Raw genomic sequence first — 20,077 nt, 5'->3', positions numbered from 1 at the left:
GCAGATCCACGCTTTGAACCCGGGTACCGGTGTCGAGTTGTTGATCCCGGACTTCAACGCTGATCCGGCGCAGTTGGCTGAGGTGTTCGGCTCACCCCGAACCGGGAGGGTGACGGCCCGCCGACGAGAACCGGAGCTCAGCCGCGAGCCGCGGCCACCGCCGCCGCGGCCTGCTGGCCGGTGGCCGGCGGCATCAGCTTCGGGTACTCCTTCTGGAACTTCTCGATCATCGTGGCGGACGGGACGATCCGGTTCGGGTTGCCCTGGCTCGTCGCCTGCTTCTCGCCCCAGGCACCGGCGGCCTTGCGCTGGTCGGGGGTGCCGTGGCTGTGGAAGCAGTCACCGATGGAGGCGTCGAGGTAGATGACCTCCTGCTGGGTGCGGGCGTTCCACGCGAAGCCCTTGGCGTGCGCGACGAAGTAGCCGCCGTAGGCGTCGGGACCCATCTCGGAGGACTCGTTGCGCGGGTAGTTCTCGTGGGCGAAGTCGACCTGGTGGCCGTACTCGTGGCCGACCACGGACTCCACCGAGACGTCGTCGAACCCGAGGTGGTCGACGACGTCGAGCAGGCCGTCGCCGAGCGCCACGCGCTTGCCCCCGAGGCTGTCGGCCGGTGCGGAGAACGCGTTCAGGGTGATCAGCGGGTTGCGGCCACCCTGCATTCCCGGCACTTCGTAGAGCACCTTGGTGGCGAGCGCGGCGGCGGCCTTCACCCTGGCCGGCGCGAGGCCGAGGCTGAAGGTCTGCGCCATCTTCGCCTGGCTGCCGAGATCGGTGCCCTTCCAGGCGACGAGCTGGATGTTCCAGCTCTCGATGTCCCAGAAGCCGCGCAGCTTGTCGATCGTGGCCGTGGCGCGCGGGGTGTACTGGCCGTCGGTGCCGAAGACCTGCGTGGTCTTGTCGGACGCGACGCCCTGGACGTAGAGCTGGCTGAGCCCCGACAGCGCGTCGAGCGCCTGGCCCTCGAGCGGGGTGAGCTGCGACGCGAGCTGGTTCGCGTACGTCAGCAGCGAACCTTCGGTGCAGCCCGGGATCGGGCCTTCCGCGGCCCGGCTCCGGGGGCCGATCCGCGGGACGGGCGACTCGATGAGCCGGTCGACGCCGCGCAGAGCGTCCGCCGGCAGCCCGTTGTAGAGGTCGACGACGTCCTGGTACAGCTGAGCGACGTCCTGCTCGACGGTGGATGGTGCCGCCGCGGCCGCGGGAACGGCCGTGGCGAGCGCGAGTGCCGCAGCGGTGCCCGCGGCTGCGAGCGTCCTGCCGAGAAATCTGGTCCGGTCGGGCAAGGTGGTTCCCCTCTTCGGTTTCCGGTTCAAGATCACGAAGCACCGCCACGGTAGGGCGGTAATTGGCGGCAGAACCGGCGTGCCTGCGAGAAGCCCGTAATGGCTCACGCCTTTCGGAGGGTTTTCACCGTGCGGACATCGGCCGAAAGTACTAGGCCGGGTCGATGCGCAGGACGAGTTTGCCGCCGGGGCGCTGCGACTGGCTCAGCTCGATGGCCTCGCGCCAGCCGTCGAGGGGAATGACGCGGGCGACCGGGATGCCGAAGCGGCCCTCGGCGGCGAGCCGGGCGCATTCCCCGATGACCTCGTAGCGGTGGGCGAGGGGTCCCTCGGTGAACGCGTCGCGGGCGCCGGACTCGCGGGCGGCGGCGAGGTTGCTGATGGTCAGGATGTGCCGGGGGTCGGTGACCGTGCGGAGGAGCTCGGGGATGGTGGCGTCGTCGGGCGGCGAGACGTCGAGGACGACGTCGACGGGTCCCCCCGCCAGTTCGCGTACCCGGTCGGCCATGCCCTCGCCGTAGGGGGTGACCTCGGCTCCGGTGGCGCGCAAGGCCTCGGCGTGGGTGGGGCCCGCGGTGGTGATCACCCGCGCGCCGGACCGCCGGGCGAGCTGTACGGCGGCGAAGCCGGTGGTGGTGCCGCCTCCGCTGACGAGCAGGGTCGTGTCGGCGGTGATGCCCAGCAGGTCCAGACCGCGCTGAGCGGTCTCCACGGCCATGGGCAGTGCGGCGGCGGCCGCCGGTTCGAGGGCGGGTGGCCGCGGGAACCAGACGTCGAGCACCGCGTGGCCGGAGGCGCCCGCGGTCGGTCCGGTGAAGGGGGCGGGACCGAAGACGGCGTCCCCGAGCCGGACACCGGTCACGTCCTCGCCGATGGCGTCGACGGTGCCGGCGACCTCGAGCCCGACCCCGCGGGGCAGGTCGCCGGGGTACAGGCCCCGGCAGAGGGACAAGTCGGCCGGGTTGATCGTGCAGACCTCGACGGCGACCCGGACCTGCCCCGGGGCCGGCCGTGGCGGCTCGGCCTCCTCGAGCCGCAGGACGTCGAGGGGGTCACCGGTGTGGTGGAAACGCAGGGTGCGCATGAGGATCTCCGCGGATCGAGGTAATGACAGCAGATGCTGTCGTCACTCGACGGTAGCACAGTGATGACAGCATCTGCTGTCGCTATGCTGGGGGCATGGCGCGTTGGGAGGGCAACACCCGTGAGCGGCTCGAACGGGCGGCGTTGGAGCTGTTCCGCGATCAGGGCTACGACCGCACGACGGTCGCGCAGATCGCCGGGCACGCCGGACTCACCGAGCGGTCGTTCTACCGCTGGTTCACCGACAAGCGGGAGGTGCTGTTCGCCGGGGACGAACTGCAGGCCTGCCTGGAAGCGGGCATCGCCGAGGTGCCCGCCGGAACGGGCGCGCTCGCGACGCTGATGGCCGCGTTCACCGCGGTGCCCGAAGTGCTGCGTCCCCCCGAAATGCTGATCGAGCTGCGCGCCGTCATCGCGGACAACCCGCCGCTGCGGGAACGCAGCTTGATCAAGGAAGCGATGCTGTCCGAGGCGACCGCGGCGGCGCTGTGCCGCCGTGGCCACGACGAGCACACCGCGCGGCTGGCCACCGCCCTCGGCATGGCGATCCTGGGGTCGGCCACCAGGCGATGGGTGCTCGGTGAGCGGGCCGACTTCGCCGACCTGCTGGCCGGTAGTGCCGCCGATCTCGTTGCCGTTGCTGCCGACCTGCCACCTGGCCAGTCCCATAGCGGGAAGGCGCCGAGGAAAACGCGGTAGCCGCGGCCGGTCGCGGCCCGGTGCCCGACGACCTTGCCCTCCGGCGCGATGCGGGAAAACCGGGGAAGAATGGATCAGGACGATGAGCCACTCGGAGTCATCAGGTGGCCGGTTCCTGGCTTCCCTCAGGTCTGCTTTTCGCGAACTCGTGGAGAGCGGAACGGTGTCCCTCACCGTCGATGATGGTGATGACGAAACGGTCGCGAAACTGGAGCCGGGGCGCTCGGACGGGCCCCGGCTGGAGTTGCGGTCGGTGGGTACCGTGGCGGAGCTGTTCATCGGAAGTCTTGATCCGGTCGAACTGGACGAAGCCTCGCCGAAAGACCTGGCGGAGTTCGAGTCGCTCGCTCGTGCGCTGGTCGACGGGGACGTCGAGCTGGTGTCCGAGCGAACGTTGCGGGGCCGGCGCCCGGCCGAAGTCCGATGGCCGGGAGGTCGGTGGTCCCTCCCCGGGAATCCGGGAGTGATGGCACTGTTTTCCCGGTCGCGCCGGGAGAAAGTCCGCGGGTATGACCAAGGCGTCCCGCTCGGGTGATGGAAGCAGCGCCGGCCGAGGAACCCAGCCGGCGGCTGGGTTCCTCGGCTGACACCGGTCAGCGTTGCAGCGTCAGGACACCCGGCCGCCACGGCAGCTGGTCGTAGGGTCCACTGGCGCTGGGGGACTTGCCCTGGTACAGCAGTTGCAGGTTGCAGGGATCCACGGTCATCGTCTGGTCGGGGTTGGTGCGGACGAGGTCACCGTGGCTGATGTCGTTGGTCCAGCCGGCGCCGCTGTTGGCCTTGCCCGCGAACGGGTTGCTCTCGCTCGCCGCCTGCGGGGTCCACGAACCGCTCAGGCTGCTCGCCGTGAACGAGCGGAAGTAGCGGCCGTTCGCGCCGATCGCCTCGACGATCATGAGGTACTGGCTCTGGCCCTGGACCTTGTAGACCTGGACCGCCTCGAACAGGTTGTTCGTCGAATCGCTCAGCACCGTCGTGTACGACGAGCCGAAGCTGCCCGGGAAGTTGCCGATCGGCATGCTCGCCCGGTAGATCTTGCCGTTGTCGCCGGCGAAGAACAGGTACATGTTCGAGCCGTCGGCGATCAGGGTCTGGTCGATCGGGCCGGTGCCGGAGCCGGAGATGCTGCCCGTGAACAGGGGCTGCGGCGAGGACCAGCCGTTGGGGTTGGTGGGGTCGCTCGACGTGCGGTAGATGAAGGGCCACGCACCCCACTGGTACGCCAGCACCCAGATGTTCTTGGGCGCGAAGTAGAACAGCGTCGGCGCCACCGCGGCTTGGCTCATCCCGTTCTGGCCGGCCGAAGCCATGTCGGACCAGTTGGTGAACGGGCTGAAGGCCATCGAGCCGTACGACGAACCCGCGACGTTCGACGCGTAGACGAGGTGCTTCCCGTTGTAGACGACGTTGGTGAAGTCCTTGAGCGAGACCCACCCGTTCTTGGGCGTGGCCAGCACACCCGTCGACGACCAGCGGTAGGACGACGGCAGCGAGCAGCCGCTGCCGGTCGGGGTCGTGGGCGTGGTCGTCGGGGTCGTGGTCGACAGGCCGGTCCACTTCTGGTTGCTGCCGCCGTTGCACGTCCAGAGCCCCACGGCGGTGCCGTTGGCCGTGGCGGCCCCCGTGACGTCCAGGCAGAGCCCGGTCTGCACCGCGACCACCGTGCCGTCCGAACCGATCCGCCACTGCTGGTTGGCCCCGCCGTGACACGTCCAGATCTGCACCCGGGTCCCCGCGGTCGCGCCGCCGGGTACGTCGAGGCACTTGCCGCCGAACACCGTCAGCTGACCGGCGTTCGTCGAGGTCCACTGCTGGTTCGCGCCGCCGGAGCAGTCGTAGATCTGCAGGGAGGTACCGTCGGCCTGGTTGGCGTTCGGTACGTCCAGGCAGCGGCCGGAACCGACACCGTGCAGAGCGCCGGTGACGTCGGCCAGGGCCGGGCCCGCCCCCAGCGTCACGCCCGTCGCCACCGCTGCCGCGACCGTCACCGCGGCGGCGAGCGCGGCGATCCTACGGCTGGAACTTCCTCTGTTCATGACGTTCTTCTCCCGGTCAGCTGCGGGTCCGCCTGGTCCGGCAGCTCGTCGGCAAAGGGACTGTTATCGCTAACATTGGTCGCGCCAGCCTGGACTTCCGAGCCGGACGTTGTCAATCGAAACGGCCGGGGGCCGGAGATGCCGGACGCCGGGTCCGGCGACCTCGCACCTCAGGGCCACGCATCCTGTCCACAAAGGACAGCCGAGTCGTGAAAGTTACATCCGCGCCTTCTCCAGCACCCGCAGGAAAGCGCGGGACCACTCGGGCAGGTCGGGCCACCCGCGGCAGGACACCATCGCGCCGTCGACGACGTCGGGCGCGTCGGCGAACGTCGCGCCGGCGAGCTCCATGTCCGCCTTCAGCGGGGGGAAGGCGGCCGTGGTGCGGCCGCGCAGCAGTCCCAAGGCCGCCGGGATCTGCGCGCCATGGCAGATCGTGCCGACCGGGAGGTCGCGCTCGAAGAAGTGCGTGACGACGCGCGCCACGTCCGGGTCGGTCCGGAGGTACTCGGGGGCCCGCCCGCCGGGGATCACGAGGGCGTCGAACGCGCCCGGGTCCACGTCGGCGAACGCCAGGTCGACCGGCAGCAGGTGTCCCGGCTTCTCGGTGTAGGCGTCCCACCCGGGTTCGAAGTCGTGGACGACCAGGTGCACCGGACGCGTCGCAGGGGCGGCCACGACCGCCTCGTGGCCGCCCTCGCGCAACCGGAAGATCGGGTACATCGAGTCGAGCTCCTCGGCGGCGTCGCCGGTCAGGACCAGTACCCGTGCCATGGTCGTCCCCTTCGGATCAGCGCAGTGCCCACTGCTGGTTCGCCTGCCCGCCGCAGGTCCACAGGATCAGCTGGGTGCCGTTGGCCGTGCCCTGCCCGGTGGCGTCGAGGCACAGTCCGGATTGGACACCGGTGATCGTGCCGTTGGCGGCGACGGTCCACTGCTGGTTGGCCTGGCCGTGGCAGTCCCAGACGATCACCGGGGTGCCGTTCGCCGTGCCGTGGCCGGAGGCGTCCAGGCACTTCGAGCCGGCGACGACCAGTTCGCCGCCCGACTGGGTCCACTGCTGGCCGGCCTGCCCGCCGCAGTCCTGCAGCCGCACCTGGGTGCCGTTGGCCGCGCTCCCGGCGTCGGCGCAGCGGCCCGACTGCGCGCCGACGATCCGCCGGGCGCCGGTCGTCCCCGGGGTGCCGATGCTCCCCGGCACGGACTGCAGCGCGGCGAACCAGGTGGCGGCCATCTTGTCGTAGCCCGCCGCCGTGGGGTGGATGCCGTCGATCAGGTCGGCGGCGGTCAGCGCGGCGTGCATGTCCACCAGGTGCACGCGCTTGCCGGCGTTCCGGGCGGCCTGCACGATCCCGGGGATCGCGGAGTTGAAGGTGCGGGCCGCGGACTCCTGCCCCGCGTTGGCGAGCGGGATGATCGTCGCGACGAAGACCTCGGCCTCCGGTGCGGTCGCCGTGATGTGGTCGATCAAGGTGGCGAGCCGGGCGGGCGCGCGGGCGACGTCGTAGTTCTGCAGGACGTCGTTGGTGCCGATGTGCAGCAGGACCGTGTGCGGGGTGCTCGTCCGCAGCCAGCCGGTGATGTTCGCGTCGATCTGGTCGATGCGCCAGCCCGGGTGGCCCTCGTGGTCGTGGTCGCCGAGTGCGGCGGGGCCGTTGAACTGCGAGCCGGTGAAGTCGACCTGGTAGCCGCCCGCCGCGAGCCGCTGCCAGAGGCCGATCCGGTAGCCGCCGGGCACCTGGGTGCCCTCGGTGATGGAGTCGCCGAGCGGCATGACCCTGGTCCCGCCGTTCGACTCGGCGGCGGCCGGGCCGCCCGGCAGGAACGCGCTCAGGAACAGGGCCGTCACGGCCGCGAAAACCCGGATTCTCATGATCCTCCTCGAGTCAGCCGAACGTCCACTGCTGGCCGGCCTGGCCGGTGCAGGTCCCCAGCCGGACGATGGTGCCGTTCGCCGTGCCGCCGCCGGTCACGTCCAGGCACAGCCCGGACTGGACGCCGGTGATCGTGCCGTTCGCGTTCGCCTGCCAGCGCTGGTTGGCCCCGCCGTTGCACGTCCAGCTGACGACCGGGGTCCCCGGCGTGGTGCCCTGGCCGGACGCGTCCAGGCAGCGGGTGCCGTCGTAGACGGTGAGCTCGCCGGCGGCGGTCCGGGCCCACGACTGGTTGCCGCCGCCGTGGCAGTCCCAGAGCTGCACCTGCGCGCCGGGTGTCGTGCTCGCGCCGTTGACGTCCAGGCACTTGCCGAGCGCGCGCACCGGTCCCGCGGCCGGGCCGGTGGTGGTGCCCGTGCCGGCGGCGGCGATGACCTGCTGGGCGCCGGACGGCCAGTTCGTCCCGCTGACCTGGACGTTGCCGGTCAGGACGTTGTTGTGGGGCGACCCGGTGGCCACCTGGGTGGCGCCGCCGTTGTACCAGTTTTCGCCGAAGGTGCTGTCGTTCGTGTTGTTGGTGCCGCTCGCGTTGGTGAAGGCCCAGACCCCGGAGTCCTGGATCACGTTGGCCGACAACGTCACGTAGCGGGAGCCTTCGTCGAGGTACAGCCCGACCGTGCGGTTGTTGTCGAAGATGTGGTTGTGGTCGATCGAGCTGCCCGGGTTCGCCGACAGGTTGTAGATGCTGCCGCCGTCGTGCATCAGCTTCTTCGTGCCGTGCACGCGGTTGTAGCTGACGACGGTGTCCCGCAACGTCGTCGGCGTCGAGTACACCGGCTGGTAGTCGTAGAGCCCGCGGTTGCGGTAGTCCTGGCTGCCGCCCGGGTCGTTGGCACCCCAGCCCCAGCCGACGTCGATCCCGTCGTAGGTCAGGTTCGCCACGTCGTTGTGCGTGATGACGGTATGCGTCGCGTAGGTCGACAGGATGCCGGCCATTTCGCGGTAGTCCAGGGCGACGCGGGACACCGTGTTGTACGACAGCGTGATGTCGCGGTTCGTCATCGCGGCGTTCGACGGGTGGTGCGCGTCGGGGCGCACGCCGCCGACGACGATGCCACCGCCCGAGACCTCGGTGAAGGTGTTGTGGTCCACGGTGATCGACGACGCGCCGAGCCCGGTCCCGGAGGCGTGCGCGTTCGCGTCGTTGCCGATGCCCAGCGCGACCTGCCCGAGGTGGGTGAAGGTGTTGCCGCTGAACGTGATCCCGGTGGCGGCCGAGACCTGGACGGCGGCGGGCGCCTGCGCCCAGCCGTTGCGGGCCCCCTCGAACTGCTTGCAGCCCGACTGGCACGAGGTGAGGAAGTCGCCCGGCATCGGCGCCGCGGCCGGGAGGAACGTGCCGGTCTGCTGGTTCGCATACCCGGCCGGTGTGCTCGGCCCGAGCCAGGTGGTGTGCTCGAAGTGCAAGCCCTTGAACGCGATGCCCCGCACCGGGTCGTCGTAGCTGCCGCCCAGCTGCAGCAGCGACGTCAGCCGCGGCAGCTCGACGTCGTGGCTGCCGGGCACCCAGCCGCCCGGTGCCTTGTAGTAGAGCTTCCCGGCCGCCGGGTCCAGGTACCACTGGCCGGGGTTCTTGAGGAACGAGTACGAGTTCTCGAGGAACAGCTGGCCGCCGCCGAAGGGCTTCGCGAGGGTGTCGTAGCCCCAGTTGTTGTTGTTCCACGCGGGTTGCTGCATGACGATCGACGTGCCGCTGACGTGGTCGACGGGGGAGTACCGGTCGGTGAACGAGTTCTGGCTCTCCACCTCGATCCGGTTCTGCCGGGGCAGCGTGGCGAGGTAGTTCAGCGCGGAGTTGGTGATGGTCAGGCCGGACGTCGTGACCTGCACGTCGGTGCGCGAGATCGGGATCGACGCGCGCGGCGCCAGTGCGCCGTCCACGAACAGCTGCCGGGAGTCGGCGCCGGCCGGCACGGACGCCACCCAGATGTTCTGGCTCGCGTCCTGCGCGGTCCAGCCGGTGACCTGCGTGCCGCCGGACAGGACCGGCGTCTGGCCGGGCGCGGCCTGCCACGTGACGGTGTGGCCGTTCTGCCCGGAGTCCGCGCTGGTGAACGAAAGCGGGGCGGACAGCCAGTAGGTGCCGCCGGCGAGCTGGACGACCACGTCGTTGCCCGCCGACTGGGCGCGGGCCAGCTGCTGGGCCCTCGCCGGGGTCGCGACCGGCCGGTCGGGCGTGCCCGGGCCGGCGTCGTCGCCGCCCGGCGCGACGGCGATGGTGACGGTCGCGGCGTGGGCGGACGGCGCGGCGACGGCCGTCACCACGAGGGCGGCGGCGAGCGCGGCGGCCAGGGATCCGGTGCGCGGCATGGCGGGGACCTCTCCGGGAACGGTGACGGCGGGGACTCGTCCATGTGTATGACTCATTCGAAGCGGGAAGCCGCACCGCGTCAATGCACCCGGGCGCGTTCGAAGTTTTCAACTGCGGGAACGCATGTAAGTTTCACCCATGTTTCGCGGGAGTTGACGGGACCGGCCGACCGCGAGGTAAGGTCACTGTCCGGTGCCCGGTGAGTCATACTCATCGGGTGACTCGCAACGAGAAAGCCGCGCCGTACCGGCCCGGCTACGAAGTCGTGGCCGAGCAGCTGCTGAACCTGATCGCCGAACTGCGGCTGCGGCCCGGCGACCGGATGCCGACCGAGGTCGAGCTGGCGGCGCGGGTGGGGAGCAGCCGGACCGTGGTGCGGGAGGCCGTCAAGATCCTCTCGGCGATCGGCCGGGTGCGAGCGCACAAGGGACGTGGGCTGTATGTGTCCGACGACGAAGGCATGCTCGGCGCTTCCCGCTGGGGCGGCTTCTTCCTGCCCGCCGACCTCGACCACGTCTACATGCTCTTCGAGTTCCGCCGCGTCCAGGAGACCGCGTCCAGCAGGCTCGCGGCGACCAACGCCACTCCGGCCGAACTGCAGGCGATCGAGGCCGCCGCCGAGACCTGCCGGCAGGGGCACCTGACCGGCCAGGCCGCGTTGTTCGACCGCGGCGACGACGACTTCCACCTCCGCGTCGCCACGGCGTCGCACAACCAGTTCCTCGTCGCGGCCGTGCGCGAAGCCCGCCGGCTGCAACGCCAGACGAACATCATCGGGATGTCCGGCTCGGTCGGCGGGCACGCCCCGGCGGCGATCGAGGAGCACGCCGCCATCTACCGGGCGATCCGCGACGGCGAACCGGAGGCGGCGGCGCGGGCCGCCGCCGTCCACCTCGACAACACCTTGGAGGACTACCGCCGGGAGATCCAGCACCGGCTCTTCGGCCAGTGAGCGCAGCGGGGAATGCCCGAGCGGTGGCTTGGGCATTCCCGGCCGCGCTCATTCCTTTGTGGACAGGGGTGACCCGTCGCCGGGCGGAACCCGTTGTGAGTGGGTAAGTTTCACCGCGCATTGACCTTTGCCGCCGGCCGCTTCTATCTTGGCTCATGCCCGTTCGGTCGGTGATCGGGCGATCGCACAGCGCGCACCCCGCGCGTTCCCTGCACTCCTGAGAAGGAGTACTCGTGACAATGCTGTCCCGTTCGCTCCGCGCGACTGTCCTCCTTGCCGCACTGGTCCTGGGGTTCGCGGCACCCGTGTCCGCCGCGCCCGCGGCGGCCTTCAAGGTCCTGGTGTTCTCGAAGACCACGGGCTTCCGACACGACTCCATCCCGACGGGGATCGCCGCGATCCGGCAACTGGGCCAGCAGAACGACTTCGCGGTCGACGCCACCGAAGACGACGCGCAGTTCACCGACGCCACCCTGGCCCAGTACGCCGCCGTCGTCTTCCTGTCCACGACCGGCGACCCGGTCGGCACCCAAGCCGGCAAGGACGCGTTCCGCCGCTACATCCAGCACGGCGGCGGGTTCGCCGGCGTCCACGCGGCGTCCGACAGCGGGTACGACTGGGCCTGGTACGGCCAGCTGGTCGGCGCCTACTTCAAGCAGCACCCCGCCCAGCAGAACGCCCTGGTGAAGGTGGAAGACCCGAACCACCCGTCCACGCAGGGACTGCCCGCGCAGTACACCCGGTACGACGAGTGGTACGACTTCCGCGCCGACCCGCGCCCGTCCGTGCACGTACTGACCACAGTGGACGAATCCAGCTACACGGGCGCCACGATGGGCGCGGACCACCCGACGACCTGGTGCCACGCCTTCGACGGCGGCCGCGCCTGGTACACCGGCATGGGCCACACGATCGAAAGTTTCAGCGAACCGAACTTCCTGCACCTGCTGCTGGGCGGGATCCGCACGGCGGCCGGAGCGGTCCCCGCCGACTGCTCGGTCACCACCACACCGCCTCCGGCGGGCAAGCAGATCGCGGGCGCGCAGTCGGGCCGGTGCGTCGAGGTGCCGAACTCCGCCACCACCAACGGGGCGCAGGTGCAGCTGCGGGACTGCGTCGCCGGGCAGGCGAACCAGTCGTGGACCTACACCGCCGGCAAGCAGCTCGTGGTCTACGGGAACAAGTGCCTGGACGCGTCCGGCCGCGGCACGGCCAACGGCACGCCGGTGATCATCTGGGACTGCACCGGGCAATCCAATCAGCAGTGGAATGTTAACGCGAACACGATCACGGGCGTCCCGTCGAACCTCTGCCTGGACGCCTCCGGCCGCGGCACGGCCAACGGCACGAAGATCATCCTGTGGTCCTGCGGCGGCCAGGCCAACCAGCAGTGGTCCCTCCGCTGACCGTCCCTCCCCCTCTCGAGGAGAGCTCGTCATGTCCGGATTTTCCGCGCTGCGCCGCGGCGCGCTGGCGGTGGCCGGGGTCCTGGCCGCCGCGCTGGTCCCGGTGCTCACGACCCCGGTGGGCCCGGCAGCCGCGGCGGCGCTGCCGCCGGACTCGAAGTTCCAGAAGGTCACGCTGCACACCGAAACCGGCAACCCGATGGCGATGGACGTGGCGGCGGACGGGCGGGTGTTCTACATCGACCGCCTCGGTGACGTCAAAGTCGTCAAACCCAACGGCACCGCGGTCCTGGCGACGCACCTGAACGTCTTCACGGCCAACGAATCCGGCGGGCTCAACATCGCGCTCGACCCCGCGTTCGCGACCAACCAGTGGGTCTACGTCTACTACTCGCCGAACAACGCCGGCAACGTCGACCGCCTGAGCCGGTTCACCGTCAACGGCGACACGATCGACCAGTCGACCGAGAAGGTCGTGCTGGACGTGCCGGTGCAGCGCGCGGAATGCTGCCACCACGGCGCGGGCCTGGTGATCGACAAGAGGAACGGGAACCTGTGGTTGTCGCTGGGGGACAACACCAACCCGTTCGCTTCCGACGGGTACAGCCCGCTCGACCAGCGCTCGGGGCGCGCGTACTGGGACTCCGAACGCACCGCGGGCAACACGAACAGCCTGTCCGGCAAGGTCCTGCGGATCCACCCGGAGACGAACGGGACGTACACGATCCCGTCGGGCAACCTGTTCGCCCCCGGCACCGCGAACACCCGCCCGGAGATCTACACGATGGGCGAGCGCAACCCGTTCCGGATGGGCCTCGATCCCAAGACCGGCTACCCGCTCGTGGCCAACTACGGCCCCGACGCGCCGAACGCCAGTTCCACCCGCGGCCCGCAGAACACCGTCGAGTGGGACGTCGTCAGCAAGCCCGGCAACGCCGGCTGGCCGTTCTGCGTCGGCCCGAACCTGGCCTACAACCGGTACGACTTCGGCACCGGCGCGTCCGGCGCGCAGTTCGACTGCGCGGGCGGCCCCACCAACAGCTCGCCGAACAACACCGGGCTGACCAAGCTGCCGCCCGCGATCCCGGCCCAGGTCTACTACCACTACCAGGCCGACCCCGCGCACTTCCCGCAGCTGTCCGGCGGGGCGCCGATGGCCGGGCCGGTCTACCGGTTCGACCCGAACCTCGCCTCGGCCCGCAAGTGGCCCGCCGACTTCGACGGCCGCGCGGTCTTCGCCGAGTGGAACACCAGCGCGATGTACACCTTCCAGCTCGACGGCAACGGCACGAACGTCACCTCGATCGACCCGCTGCTGCCGTCGGTGAAGTTCAACCGGCCGATGGACTTCAAGTTCGGCGCGGACGGCGCGCTCTACGTCATCGAGTGGGGGACCGGGTACGGCGGCGGCAACAGCGACGCGTCCATCGACCGCGTCGACTACCTCGGCGGCGGCTCGGCCGCGCCGGTCGCGAAGGTCACCGCGGACCGCACCAGCGGCCCGGCCCCGCTCACCGTGACCTTCAGCAGCGCCGGCTCGACCGACCCCGGCGGCTCCGCGCTGCGCTACTCGTGGAACTTCGGTGACGGCACCACCTCGACCGCGGCGAACCCGGGTCACACCTACGCCGCCGGCAACTACACCGCGGTGCTCACCGTGACGAACTCAGCGGGCGCCACCGGGACCGCGAGCGTCACCATCACCGCCGGGAACACGGCACCGACCCTCACCTTCACCACGCCACCGAGCGGCGGGGTGTTCGACTGGGGCGACAAGGTGAACGTCGCCGTCACGGTCACCGACCCCGAGGACGGCACGGTCGACTGCGGGCAGGTGACCGTCCAGGCCTACCTCGGCCACGACGAGCACGGCCACCCGCTGGACCAGTACCCCGGCTGCACCGCGTCGATCCAGACCACGCTTTCGTCCGGGCACAGCGAGAACGACAACATCTTCTACGTCCTCGAGGCGTCCTACACCGACAAAGGCGGGGCCGGTGGCGCCAGCCCCATCACCGGCCGCGCGCAGGTGATCCTGCAGCCCGAGCACAAGCAGGCGGAGTTCTACACCGCCACCGGCCGCACCGCCGACGGGAAGGGCACCGACACCGCGGGCGTCACCGTGGAAGCCGCCACGGACCCGCTGGGCGGCGGCAGCAGCGCGGCGTTCATCCAGGACGGCGACTGGTGGTCGGTCGACCCGCTCGCGCTGAACGGCGTCACCGGCCTCGAGGTCCGGGCTTCCTCGGGCGGGTCCGGCGGCACGCTGGAGGTGCACCGCAACGCCCCGGACGGCGCGCTGGTCGCCTCGGTGCCGATCACCGGGACCGGGGGCTGGCAGAACTGGCAGGACTTCACCGTCAGCCTGGCCAACCCGCCGGGCGGCACCGGGACGCTGTACTTCGTCGCCCGCAACCCCGCGGGCCAGACCGGAGCCGCGTACCTGTTCAACGTCAACTGGATCCACTACACCGGCGCCGGGGTCGGCCTGCCCGGCACGCCGTCGTCGGGGAAGCAGATCGTCGGCACGCAGTCGGGCCGGTGCGTGGAGGTGCCGAACTCCTCGACGGCGAACGGCACCCAGGTCCAGCTGCGCGACTGCGGCAGCCAGGCCGCCAACCAGCAGTGGACCCCGACGAGCGGGAAACAGCTGACGGTCTACGGGAACAAGTGCCTCGACGCGTCCGGCAAGGGCACGGCCAACGGCACGCAGGTGATCATCTGGGACTGCACGGGCCAGCCGAACCAGCAGTGGACCGTCAACGCGAACGGCACCATCACCGGTGTCCAGTCGGGGTTGTGCGCGGACGCGAACGCCCAGGGCACGGCCAACGGCACGAAGATCATCCTCTGGTCCTGCGGTACGCAGGCCGCCAACCAGCAGTGGAGCCTCCGATGAGACACGTGATCCGCGTCCTGCTCGCGACGCTGCTCTTGCTGCCCCTGACGGTGTCGCTGACCGCCGGCCCGGCCTCGGCCGCCGCGTTGACCCGCGTCACCGGCTTCGGCGCCAACCCGACCAACCTGAACATGTACCTGTACGTGCCCGACAAGCCGGCGGCCAAGCCGGCGCTGCTGGTGCTGGTGCACTACTGCAGCGGCTCGGCGAGCGCGATCTTCACCGGCAACGGGCACGACTACGCGACGGCGGCCGACCGGTACGGCTACCTCGTCGTCGTGCCCGAGGCGACGCGGGACGGCCACTGCTTCGACGTCTCCACGAAGGCGGGCCTGACCCGCGACGGCGGCAGCGACTCCACCGGCATCATGGCGATGGTGGCCTGGACCCGCCAGCACTACAACGTGGACCCGGGCCGCATCGTGGTCAGCGGCTTCTCCTCGGGGGCCATGATGACGAACGTCCTGGCCGCCGAGTACCCGGACGTCTTCTCCGCCGCTTCCGCGTACTCCGGCGTGCCCGCCGGGTGCTTCGCGACCACCGACGGTTCGCTGTGGAACAGCCAGTGCGCGGGCGGGAACGTCGTCAAGTCCGCGCAGCAGTGGGCCGACCAGGCCCACGCCATGTACCCCGGCTACACCGGCGGCTACCCGAGGATGCAGCTGTGGCACGGGAACCAGGACACCACCCTGGCGTACCCGAACTACGGCGAAGAGATCAAGCAGTGGACCGCCCTGCGCGGGCTGAGCCAGACACCGTCCGCCACCGACCACCCGCAGTCGTCGTGGACGCGGAACCGCTATGGCGGCACCGGCACCCAGGCACCGGTCGAGGGCATCACCATCGCGGGCACCGGGCACACCCTGCCGCAGGCGGGAATGCTCGCGTACGCGATCTCCTTCCTCGGCCTCGACAGCACGGGTGGGAGCACACCCACCGGGAGCCCGGTGCGGTCGGTCGCGGCCGGGCGGTGCCTGGACGTGCCCGGTCAGTCGGCCACGCAGGGCACGCGGACGCAGCTGTGGGACTGCCACGGCGGCGCGAACCAGACGTGGACGGCCACCGCGGCGGGGGAACTGACCGTCTACTCCGGCGACACCCTCCGCTGCCTGGACGCCGAAGGCGGCGGGACCAGCGCCGGCACGGCCGCGATCATCTGGGCGTGCCACGGCGGAGCGAACCAGAAGTGGCAGGTCAACGCGGACGGCACGGTCACCGCGCCGCAGTCGGGGCTCTGCCTGGAGGCCGCCTCGACCGCGAACGGCGCCGCCGTGCGGCTGGCGACCTGCACCCACGCCACGAACCAGCAGTGGACCCGGGCCTGACCGGCGTCCCCTGTGCCGAGAAAGGAGCTCGCGCGATGGTGAAGTTCAGACGTCTGTTCGCGTCCGCCGCGATCGGGGCGCTGGTGGCGATGTCCGGGGCCGGGATCGCGCAAGCCGCCCCCGCCGCGGGCACCGCGGGCTGCGGAACCGCCCCCGGGCTGGCGAGCGGCAGCCACACGATCTCCAGCGGCGGCCAGAACCGCAGCTACCTCCTGCGGGTCCCCGCGAACTACGACAGCAACCACGCCTACCGGCTGTTCGTCGGGCTGCACTGGCGCGGCGGCACGGCCAACGACGTCGACTCGGGTGGGACGGATGGCTACAACTGGTCCTACTACGGGCTCCGGCGGCTCGCCGACACCGCGGGCAACACCACGATCTTCGTGGCGCCGCAGGGCAACGGCAACGGCTGGGCCAACCCCGGCGGCCAGGACGTCACGTTCGTCGACGACCTGCTGAGGCAGCTCGAAAGCGCGCTGTGCGTCGACACCTCCCAGGTCTTCGCCGGCGGGTTCAGCTACGGCGGCGCGATGAGCTACGCGCTCGCCTGCGCCCGGCCCACCGTCTTCCGCGCGGTCGCGGTCTACTCCGGGGCGAACCTCAGCGGGTGCGCCGGTGGCACCCAGCCGGTCGCCTACATCGGGATGCACGGCATCGGGGACAACGTCCTGCCGATCGCGTCCGGCCGCTCGCTGCGCGACCAGTTCGTCCGGAACAACGGCTGCACCGCGCAGAACCCGCCGGAGCCGTCGAGCGGCAGCCACACCCACATCGTCACGGCCTACTCCGGCTGCCGGGCCGGGTATCCGGTGGTCTGGGCCGCCTTCGACGGCGGCCACGACCCCGGCCCGCGCGACGGGTGCACCTGCAGCGGCTGGCAGACCTGGACGTCCGGCGAGGTCTGGAAGTTCATCACCCAGTTCGACTCGTCGACCCCGCCGTCCGGGTCGCCGGTGCAGGTCGGCGTGAACTACACCCTGGCGGCCGAGCACAGCGGCAAGCTCCTCGACATCAGCGGCGTCTCCACCGCGGCCGGCGCGCTGCTGCAGCAGTGGCCGGCGACCGGCGGCCAGAACCAGCAGTTCGACTTCCTCGACTCCGGCGACGGCTACTACCGCATCCGCGCCCACCACAGCGGCCTGGTCCTCCAGGTGGCGAGTGCGGCCACCGGCGCCGACATCAGCCAGCAGCCGGACTCCGGTGCCGCCGCCCAGCAGTGGCGGGTGACCGACCAGGGCGGGGGCGTGATCGGCCTGGTCAACCGGCTGAGCGGCCTGGCGATGGACGTGTGGGGCGCCTCGACCGCCGACGGCGCGCGGATCTCCCAGTGGACGCCGTCGGGCGGGGCCAACCAGCGCTTCCGGATCCAGCGAACCTGAGGTACCCGGCGATATCCTTCAACGGTCCCGCAAAGACAACGACGTCTTGGGAGAATGAACGTGTCCTCCGTCGAGTCCCCCGAACTCCGTCCCACCCTCGCCGACGTCGCCCGGGCGGCCGGGGTGTCGACCGCCACCGCGTCCCGCGTGCTCAACGGCTTTCCGCGGGTCCGGCCGACGACGCGCAGACAGGTCGAGTCGGCGATGTCGGCGCTCGGCTACGCCCGGCAGCGAGCTGCGCGCGCGACGACCGGGCCCACCGGCTCGATCGCGCTGGTCGTGTGCGAAGAGGTCCTGCGCCTGTTCGCCGATCCGTTCTTCGCCCGCATCGCCGCCGGTGCGGGCCGGGAGCTGACCGCGGCGGGCCTGCAGCTCGTCCTGCTCACCGTGCCCGCCACGGAGGACTACCAGGCGCCGGTGGTGCGCTACCTCGACGGCGGCCACGTCGACGGTGCGCTCGTCGTCGGGATGCACGGCCGCCGGCCGCTCGACCTGGGCTGGCTCGGCATCCCGGTGGTGTTCGGCGGCCGTCCCGTCTGCGCGGGGGAGCCCGGCCGGTTCTCCTACGTCGACGTGGACAACCGCGGTGGCGCCCAGCGGGCCACCCAGCGGCTCATCGACGCGGGCCGCCGCACCGTGGCGACCATCGCCGGGCCGCAGGACATGACCGCCGGCGTGGACCGGCTGCTCGGCTACCGGCAGGCGGTGGCGGGTGCCGGGCACGGCGACCGCGGGCTGGTGGTCTTCGGGGACTTCGGCCAGGCCTCCGGCCAGCAGGCGACGGCGCGCCTGCTGGACCGCCGGCCGCACGTCGACGCCATCTTCGCGGCCTCGGACATGATGGCGGTCGGCGCGATGCGGGCCCTGCACCGCGCCGGGCGGCGGGTGCCCGGGGACGTCGCCGTCATCGGGTTCGACGACCTGCCGATCGGCCTGCGCACGGATCCGCCGCTCACCACCGTGCGCCAGCCGATCGAAGAGATGGGGGCCCGGATGACGGACGAGCTGCTCGCGATGCTCGGCGGTTCGGCCGCTCCCTGTTGCGCCGTGCTGGACACCGAGCTCGTCCTGCGCGCTTCCGCTTGATTGTGTTAACGCTAACACTACTGGAGGAACCGTGATCATCCGAGTCAAGGCGGTGCGGGCCGTCCTGGTCCTGGCCGCGCTGGTGGCGGCCGTGCTGACCGGCGCGCCACCGGCGTCCGCGGCGGCGACGTCGCTGACGAGCGCGGCGTCGGGCCGGTGCCTGAACGTCCAAGGCGCCGTCGACACGCCGGGAACCGCGCTGGAGATCCGGGACTGCACCGGCCAGGCGAGCCAGGCGTTCGAGTTCACCGCCGCCGGTGAGCTGCGGGCGCTGAACGGGACGCGGTGCGTGGACGCGTACGGCAACCGGACCGCGCCCGGGACGGCGGTGATCATCTGGTCCTGCACCGGCGGGGCGAACCAGCAGTGGCGGCAGAACTCCGACGGTTCGATCACCGGCGTCCAGTCCGGGCTGTGCCTCGACGTCAACGGGGGCGGCACGGCCAACGGCACCACGGTCATCCTGTGGACCTGCCACGGCCAGAGCAACCAGCGGTGGACCACCGGGAGCACGCCGCCGTCGGGTACGGGTCCGTGCGACATCTACGCCTCGGGCGGGACGCCGTGCATCGCCGCGCACAGCACGGTGCGCGCGCTTTACGGGTCCTACAACGGAAGTCTCTACCAGGTGCGCCGCGCGTCCGACAACGCCACCCGGAACGTCGGCGTCTCGGCGGCGGGGGGTGCCGCGGAGGCCGCGGCCCAGGATTCCTTCTGCACCGGGACTTCGTGCGTCGTCACGGTGGTCTACGACCAGTCCGGCCGGGGCAACGATCTGTGGTACCAGGGGTCGAGCGTGGTGCCCGGCTCCAGCCAGAGCAGTCCGGCGAAGGCGACGTCGGAGTCCCTGACCGTCGGCGGCCGGAAGGCGTACTCGCTGTACATCAACCCGGGCAACAGCTATTGGCGCGACGGTCACCTCACCGGTGTGCCCACCGGCAGCGCGCCCGAGGGGATGTACATGGTGACGAGCGGGACGCACGTGAACAGCGGCTGCTGCTTCGACTACGGCAACAGCGAAACGACCAGGAAGGCCGACGCCGCGGGCGCGATGGACGCGCTGAACTTCGGCAAGCAGTGCTGGTTCGGCGGCTGTTCCGGCACCGGCCCGTGGGTGCAGGCCGACCTGGAGTGGGGGCTCTACCCCGGCGGGAGCCAGACGTGGAACCCGAACCAGCGGGCGTTCACGAGCAAGTTCGTCACGGCGGTGCTGAAGAACAACGGGACGTCCCGGTTCGCGATCAAGGGCAGCGACGCCCAGTCCGGCGGCCTCACGACCCTGTGGGACGGCGGCCTCCCGAGCGGCTACAGCCCGATGAAGAAACAGGGGGCGATCGTCCTGGGCAGCGGCGGCGACTGCTGCAAGCCCGGCGGCGGCGCGAACCTCAGCGCGGGGACGTTCTACGAAGGGGCGATGGTCGCGGGGTATCCGTCGGATGCGACGGAGAACGCGGTGCAGGCCAACGTCGTCGCCGCCGGCTATCGCTGAGGCTGGTGCCGCCGGGGAGAGCGGGGTGGAGCCGGTCGTCCGGTTCCACCCCGTCCCGGTGACCGGCCTCGCGAGGCGACCGCACCGGGGTCGTGAGCCTCGGCCCGGTCCGGCGCCGGGCCGGTGTCCAGCAGGAGGTTGGCCCGGAACCGCCGCTCGTCCAGCGCGACACCGGGCGTGCGCTCGGCCAGC

15 protein-coding genes are annotated in these 20,077 nt (G+C 71.1%); 9 read left to right on the top strand and 6 right to left on the bottom strand.

The genetic code is table 11. The features are described from left to right. Positions 1–137: 137 nt before the first annotated feature. Both ABZ342_RS46835 and ABZ342_RS46830 read right to left on the bottom strand, forming a co-directional pair. The gene (locus tag ABZ342_RS46835) at positions 138–1,286 is read right to left on the bottom strand and encodes a hypothetical protein (protein ID WP_360487988.1); all 1,149 of its coding nucleotides are present in this window, start codon (positions 1,284–1,286) and stop codon (positions 138–140) included. A 151-nt stretch (positions 1,287–1,437) separates the two neighbouring features. Beyond that, positions 1,438–2,370 carry an NADP-dependent oxidoreductase gene (locus ABZ342_RS46830; protein ID WP_360487985.1) on the bottom strand — a complete coding sequence of 311 codons (933 nt, stop codon included), beginning with the start codon at positions 2,368–2,370 and terminating at the stop codon, positions 1,438–1,440. A gap of 95 nt (positions 2,371–2,465) precedes the next feature. Here ABZ342_RS46830 and ABZ342_RS46825 point away from each other — a divergent pair, with 95 nt between their 5' ends. Beyond that, the gene (locus ABZ342_RS46825; protein ID WP_360487982.1) at positions 2,466–3,068 is read left to right on the top strand and encodes a helix-turn-helix domain-containing protein; all 603 of its coding nucleotides are present in this window, start codon (positions 2,466–2,468) and stop codon (positions 3,066–3,068) included. A 163-nt stretch (positions 3,069–3,231) separates the two neighbouring features. Then, positions 3,232–3,603, top strand: coding sequence for a hypothetical protein (locus ABZ342_RS46820; RefSeq protein ID WP_360487979.1), 372 nt, complete (start codon positions 3,232–3,234; stop codon positions 3,601–3,603). Between the two features lie 58 nt (positions 3,604–3,661). Here ABZ342_RS46820 and ABZ342_RS46815 read toward each other — a convergent pair whose 3' ends face one another. From ABZ342_RS46815 to ABZ342_RS46800, 4 genes are all read right to left on the bottom strand, one after another. Continuing rightward, complete coding sequence (locus ABZ342_RS46815) at positions 3,662–5,104, bottom strand: non-reducing end alpha-L-arabinofuranosidase family hydrolase (protein WP_360487976.1); 1,443 nt, start codon at positions 5,102–5,104, stop codon at positions 3,662–3,664. Between the two features lie 216 nt (positions 5,105–5,320). Continuing rightward, positions 5,321–5,878 carry a DJ-1/PfpI family protein gene (locus ABZ342_RS46810; RefSeq protein ID WP_360487973.1) on the bottom strand — a complete coding sequence of 186 codons (558 nt, stop codon included), beginning with the start codon at positions 5,876–5,878 and terminating at the stop codon, positions 5,321–5,323. A 16-nt stretch (positions 5,879–5,894) separates the two neighbouring features. After that, entirely contained in the window at positions 5,895–6,977 is a 1,083-nt protein-coding gene (locus tag ABZ342_RS46805; RefSeq protein WP_360487970.1) for a ricin-type beta-trefoil lectin domain protein, read from the bottom strand. A gap of 13 nt (positions 6,978–6,990) precedes the next feature. Continuing rightward, the gene (locus tag ABZ342_RS46800) at positions 6,991–9,348 is read right to left on the bottom strand and encodes a ricin-type beta-trefoil lectin domain protein (protein ID WP_360487967.1); all 2,358 of its coding nucleotides are present in this window, start codon (positions 9,346–9,348) and stop codon (positions 6,991–6,993) included. A 218-nt stretch (positions 9,349–9,566) separates the two neighbouring features. Here ABZ342_RS46800 and ABZ342_RS46795 point away from each other — a divergent pair, with 218 nt between their 5' ends. The 7 genes from ABZ342_RS46795 to ABZ342_RS46765 all read left to right on the top strand — a co-directional run bounded on the left by ABZ342_RS46795 (position 9,567) and on the right by ABZ342_RS46765 (position 19,885). Further along, positions 9,567–10,301, top strand: a complete 735-nt coding sequence (locus tag ABZ342_RS46795) for an FCD domain-containing protein (protein WP_360487964.1) — start codon at positions 9,567–9,569, stop codon at positions 10,299–10,301. A 239-nt stretch (positions 10,302–10,540) separates the two neighbouring features. Further along, positions 10,541–11,707, top strand: coding sequence for a ThuA domain-containing protein (locus ABZ342_RS46790; RefSeq protein ID WP_360487994.1), 1,167 nt, complete (start codon positions 10,541–10,543; stop codon positions 11,705–11,707). Positions 11,708–11,738: 31 nt separating this feature from the next. Beyond that, positions 11,739–14,606 carry a PQQ-dependent sugar dehydrogenase gene (locus ABZ342_RS46785; RefSeq protein WP_360487961.1) on the top strand — a complete coding sequence of 956 codons (2,868 nt, stop codon included), beginning with the start codon at positions 11,739–11,741 and terminating at the stop codon, positions 14,604–14,606. Beyond that, positions 14,603–15,931, top strand: a complete 1,329-nt coding sequence (locus ABZ342_RS46780; protein WP_360487958.1) for a PHB depolymerase family esterase — start codon at positions 14,603–14,605, stop codon at positions 15,929–15,931. The genes ABZ342_RS46785 and ABZ342_RS46780 overlap by 4 nt, the downstream gene beginning before the upstream one ends. Before the next feature lie 35 nt (positions 15,932–15,966). Further along, the gene (locus ABZ342_RS46775; RefSeq protein WP_360487955.1) at positions 15,967–17,310 is read left to right on the top strand and encodes an RICIN domain-containing protein; all 1,344 of its coding nucleotides are present in this window, start codon (positions 15,967–15,969) and stop codon (positions 17,308–17,310) included. A gap of 60 nt (positions 17,311–17,370) precedes the next feature. Continuing rightward, positions 17,371–18,396 (top strand): LacI family DNA-binding transcriptional regulator, encoded by a 1,026-nt coding sequence (locus ABZ342_RS46770; RefSeq protein ID WP_360487952.1) that lies wholly within the window; start codon positions 17,371–17,373, stop codon positions 18,394–18,396. Positions 18,397–18,448: 52 nt separating this feature from the next. Next, positions 18,449–19,885, top strand: a complete 1,437-nt coding sequence (locus ABZ342_RS46765) for an arabinofuranosidase catalytic domain-containing protein (RefSeq protein ID WP_360487991.1) — start codon at positions 18,449–18,451, stop codon at positions 19,883–19,885. Positions 19,886–20,077 lie beyond the last annotated feature (192 nt).

Source organism: Amycolatopsis sp. NPDC005961 (assembly GCF_040629235.1).
In the GTDB taxonomy this organism is placed as follows: Bacteria; Actinomycetota; Actinomycetes; order Mycobacteriales; family Pseudonocardiaceae; genus Amycolatopsis; species Amycolatopsis camponoti.
This window is presented reverse-complemented; position numbering and strand designations above follow the sequence as displayed.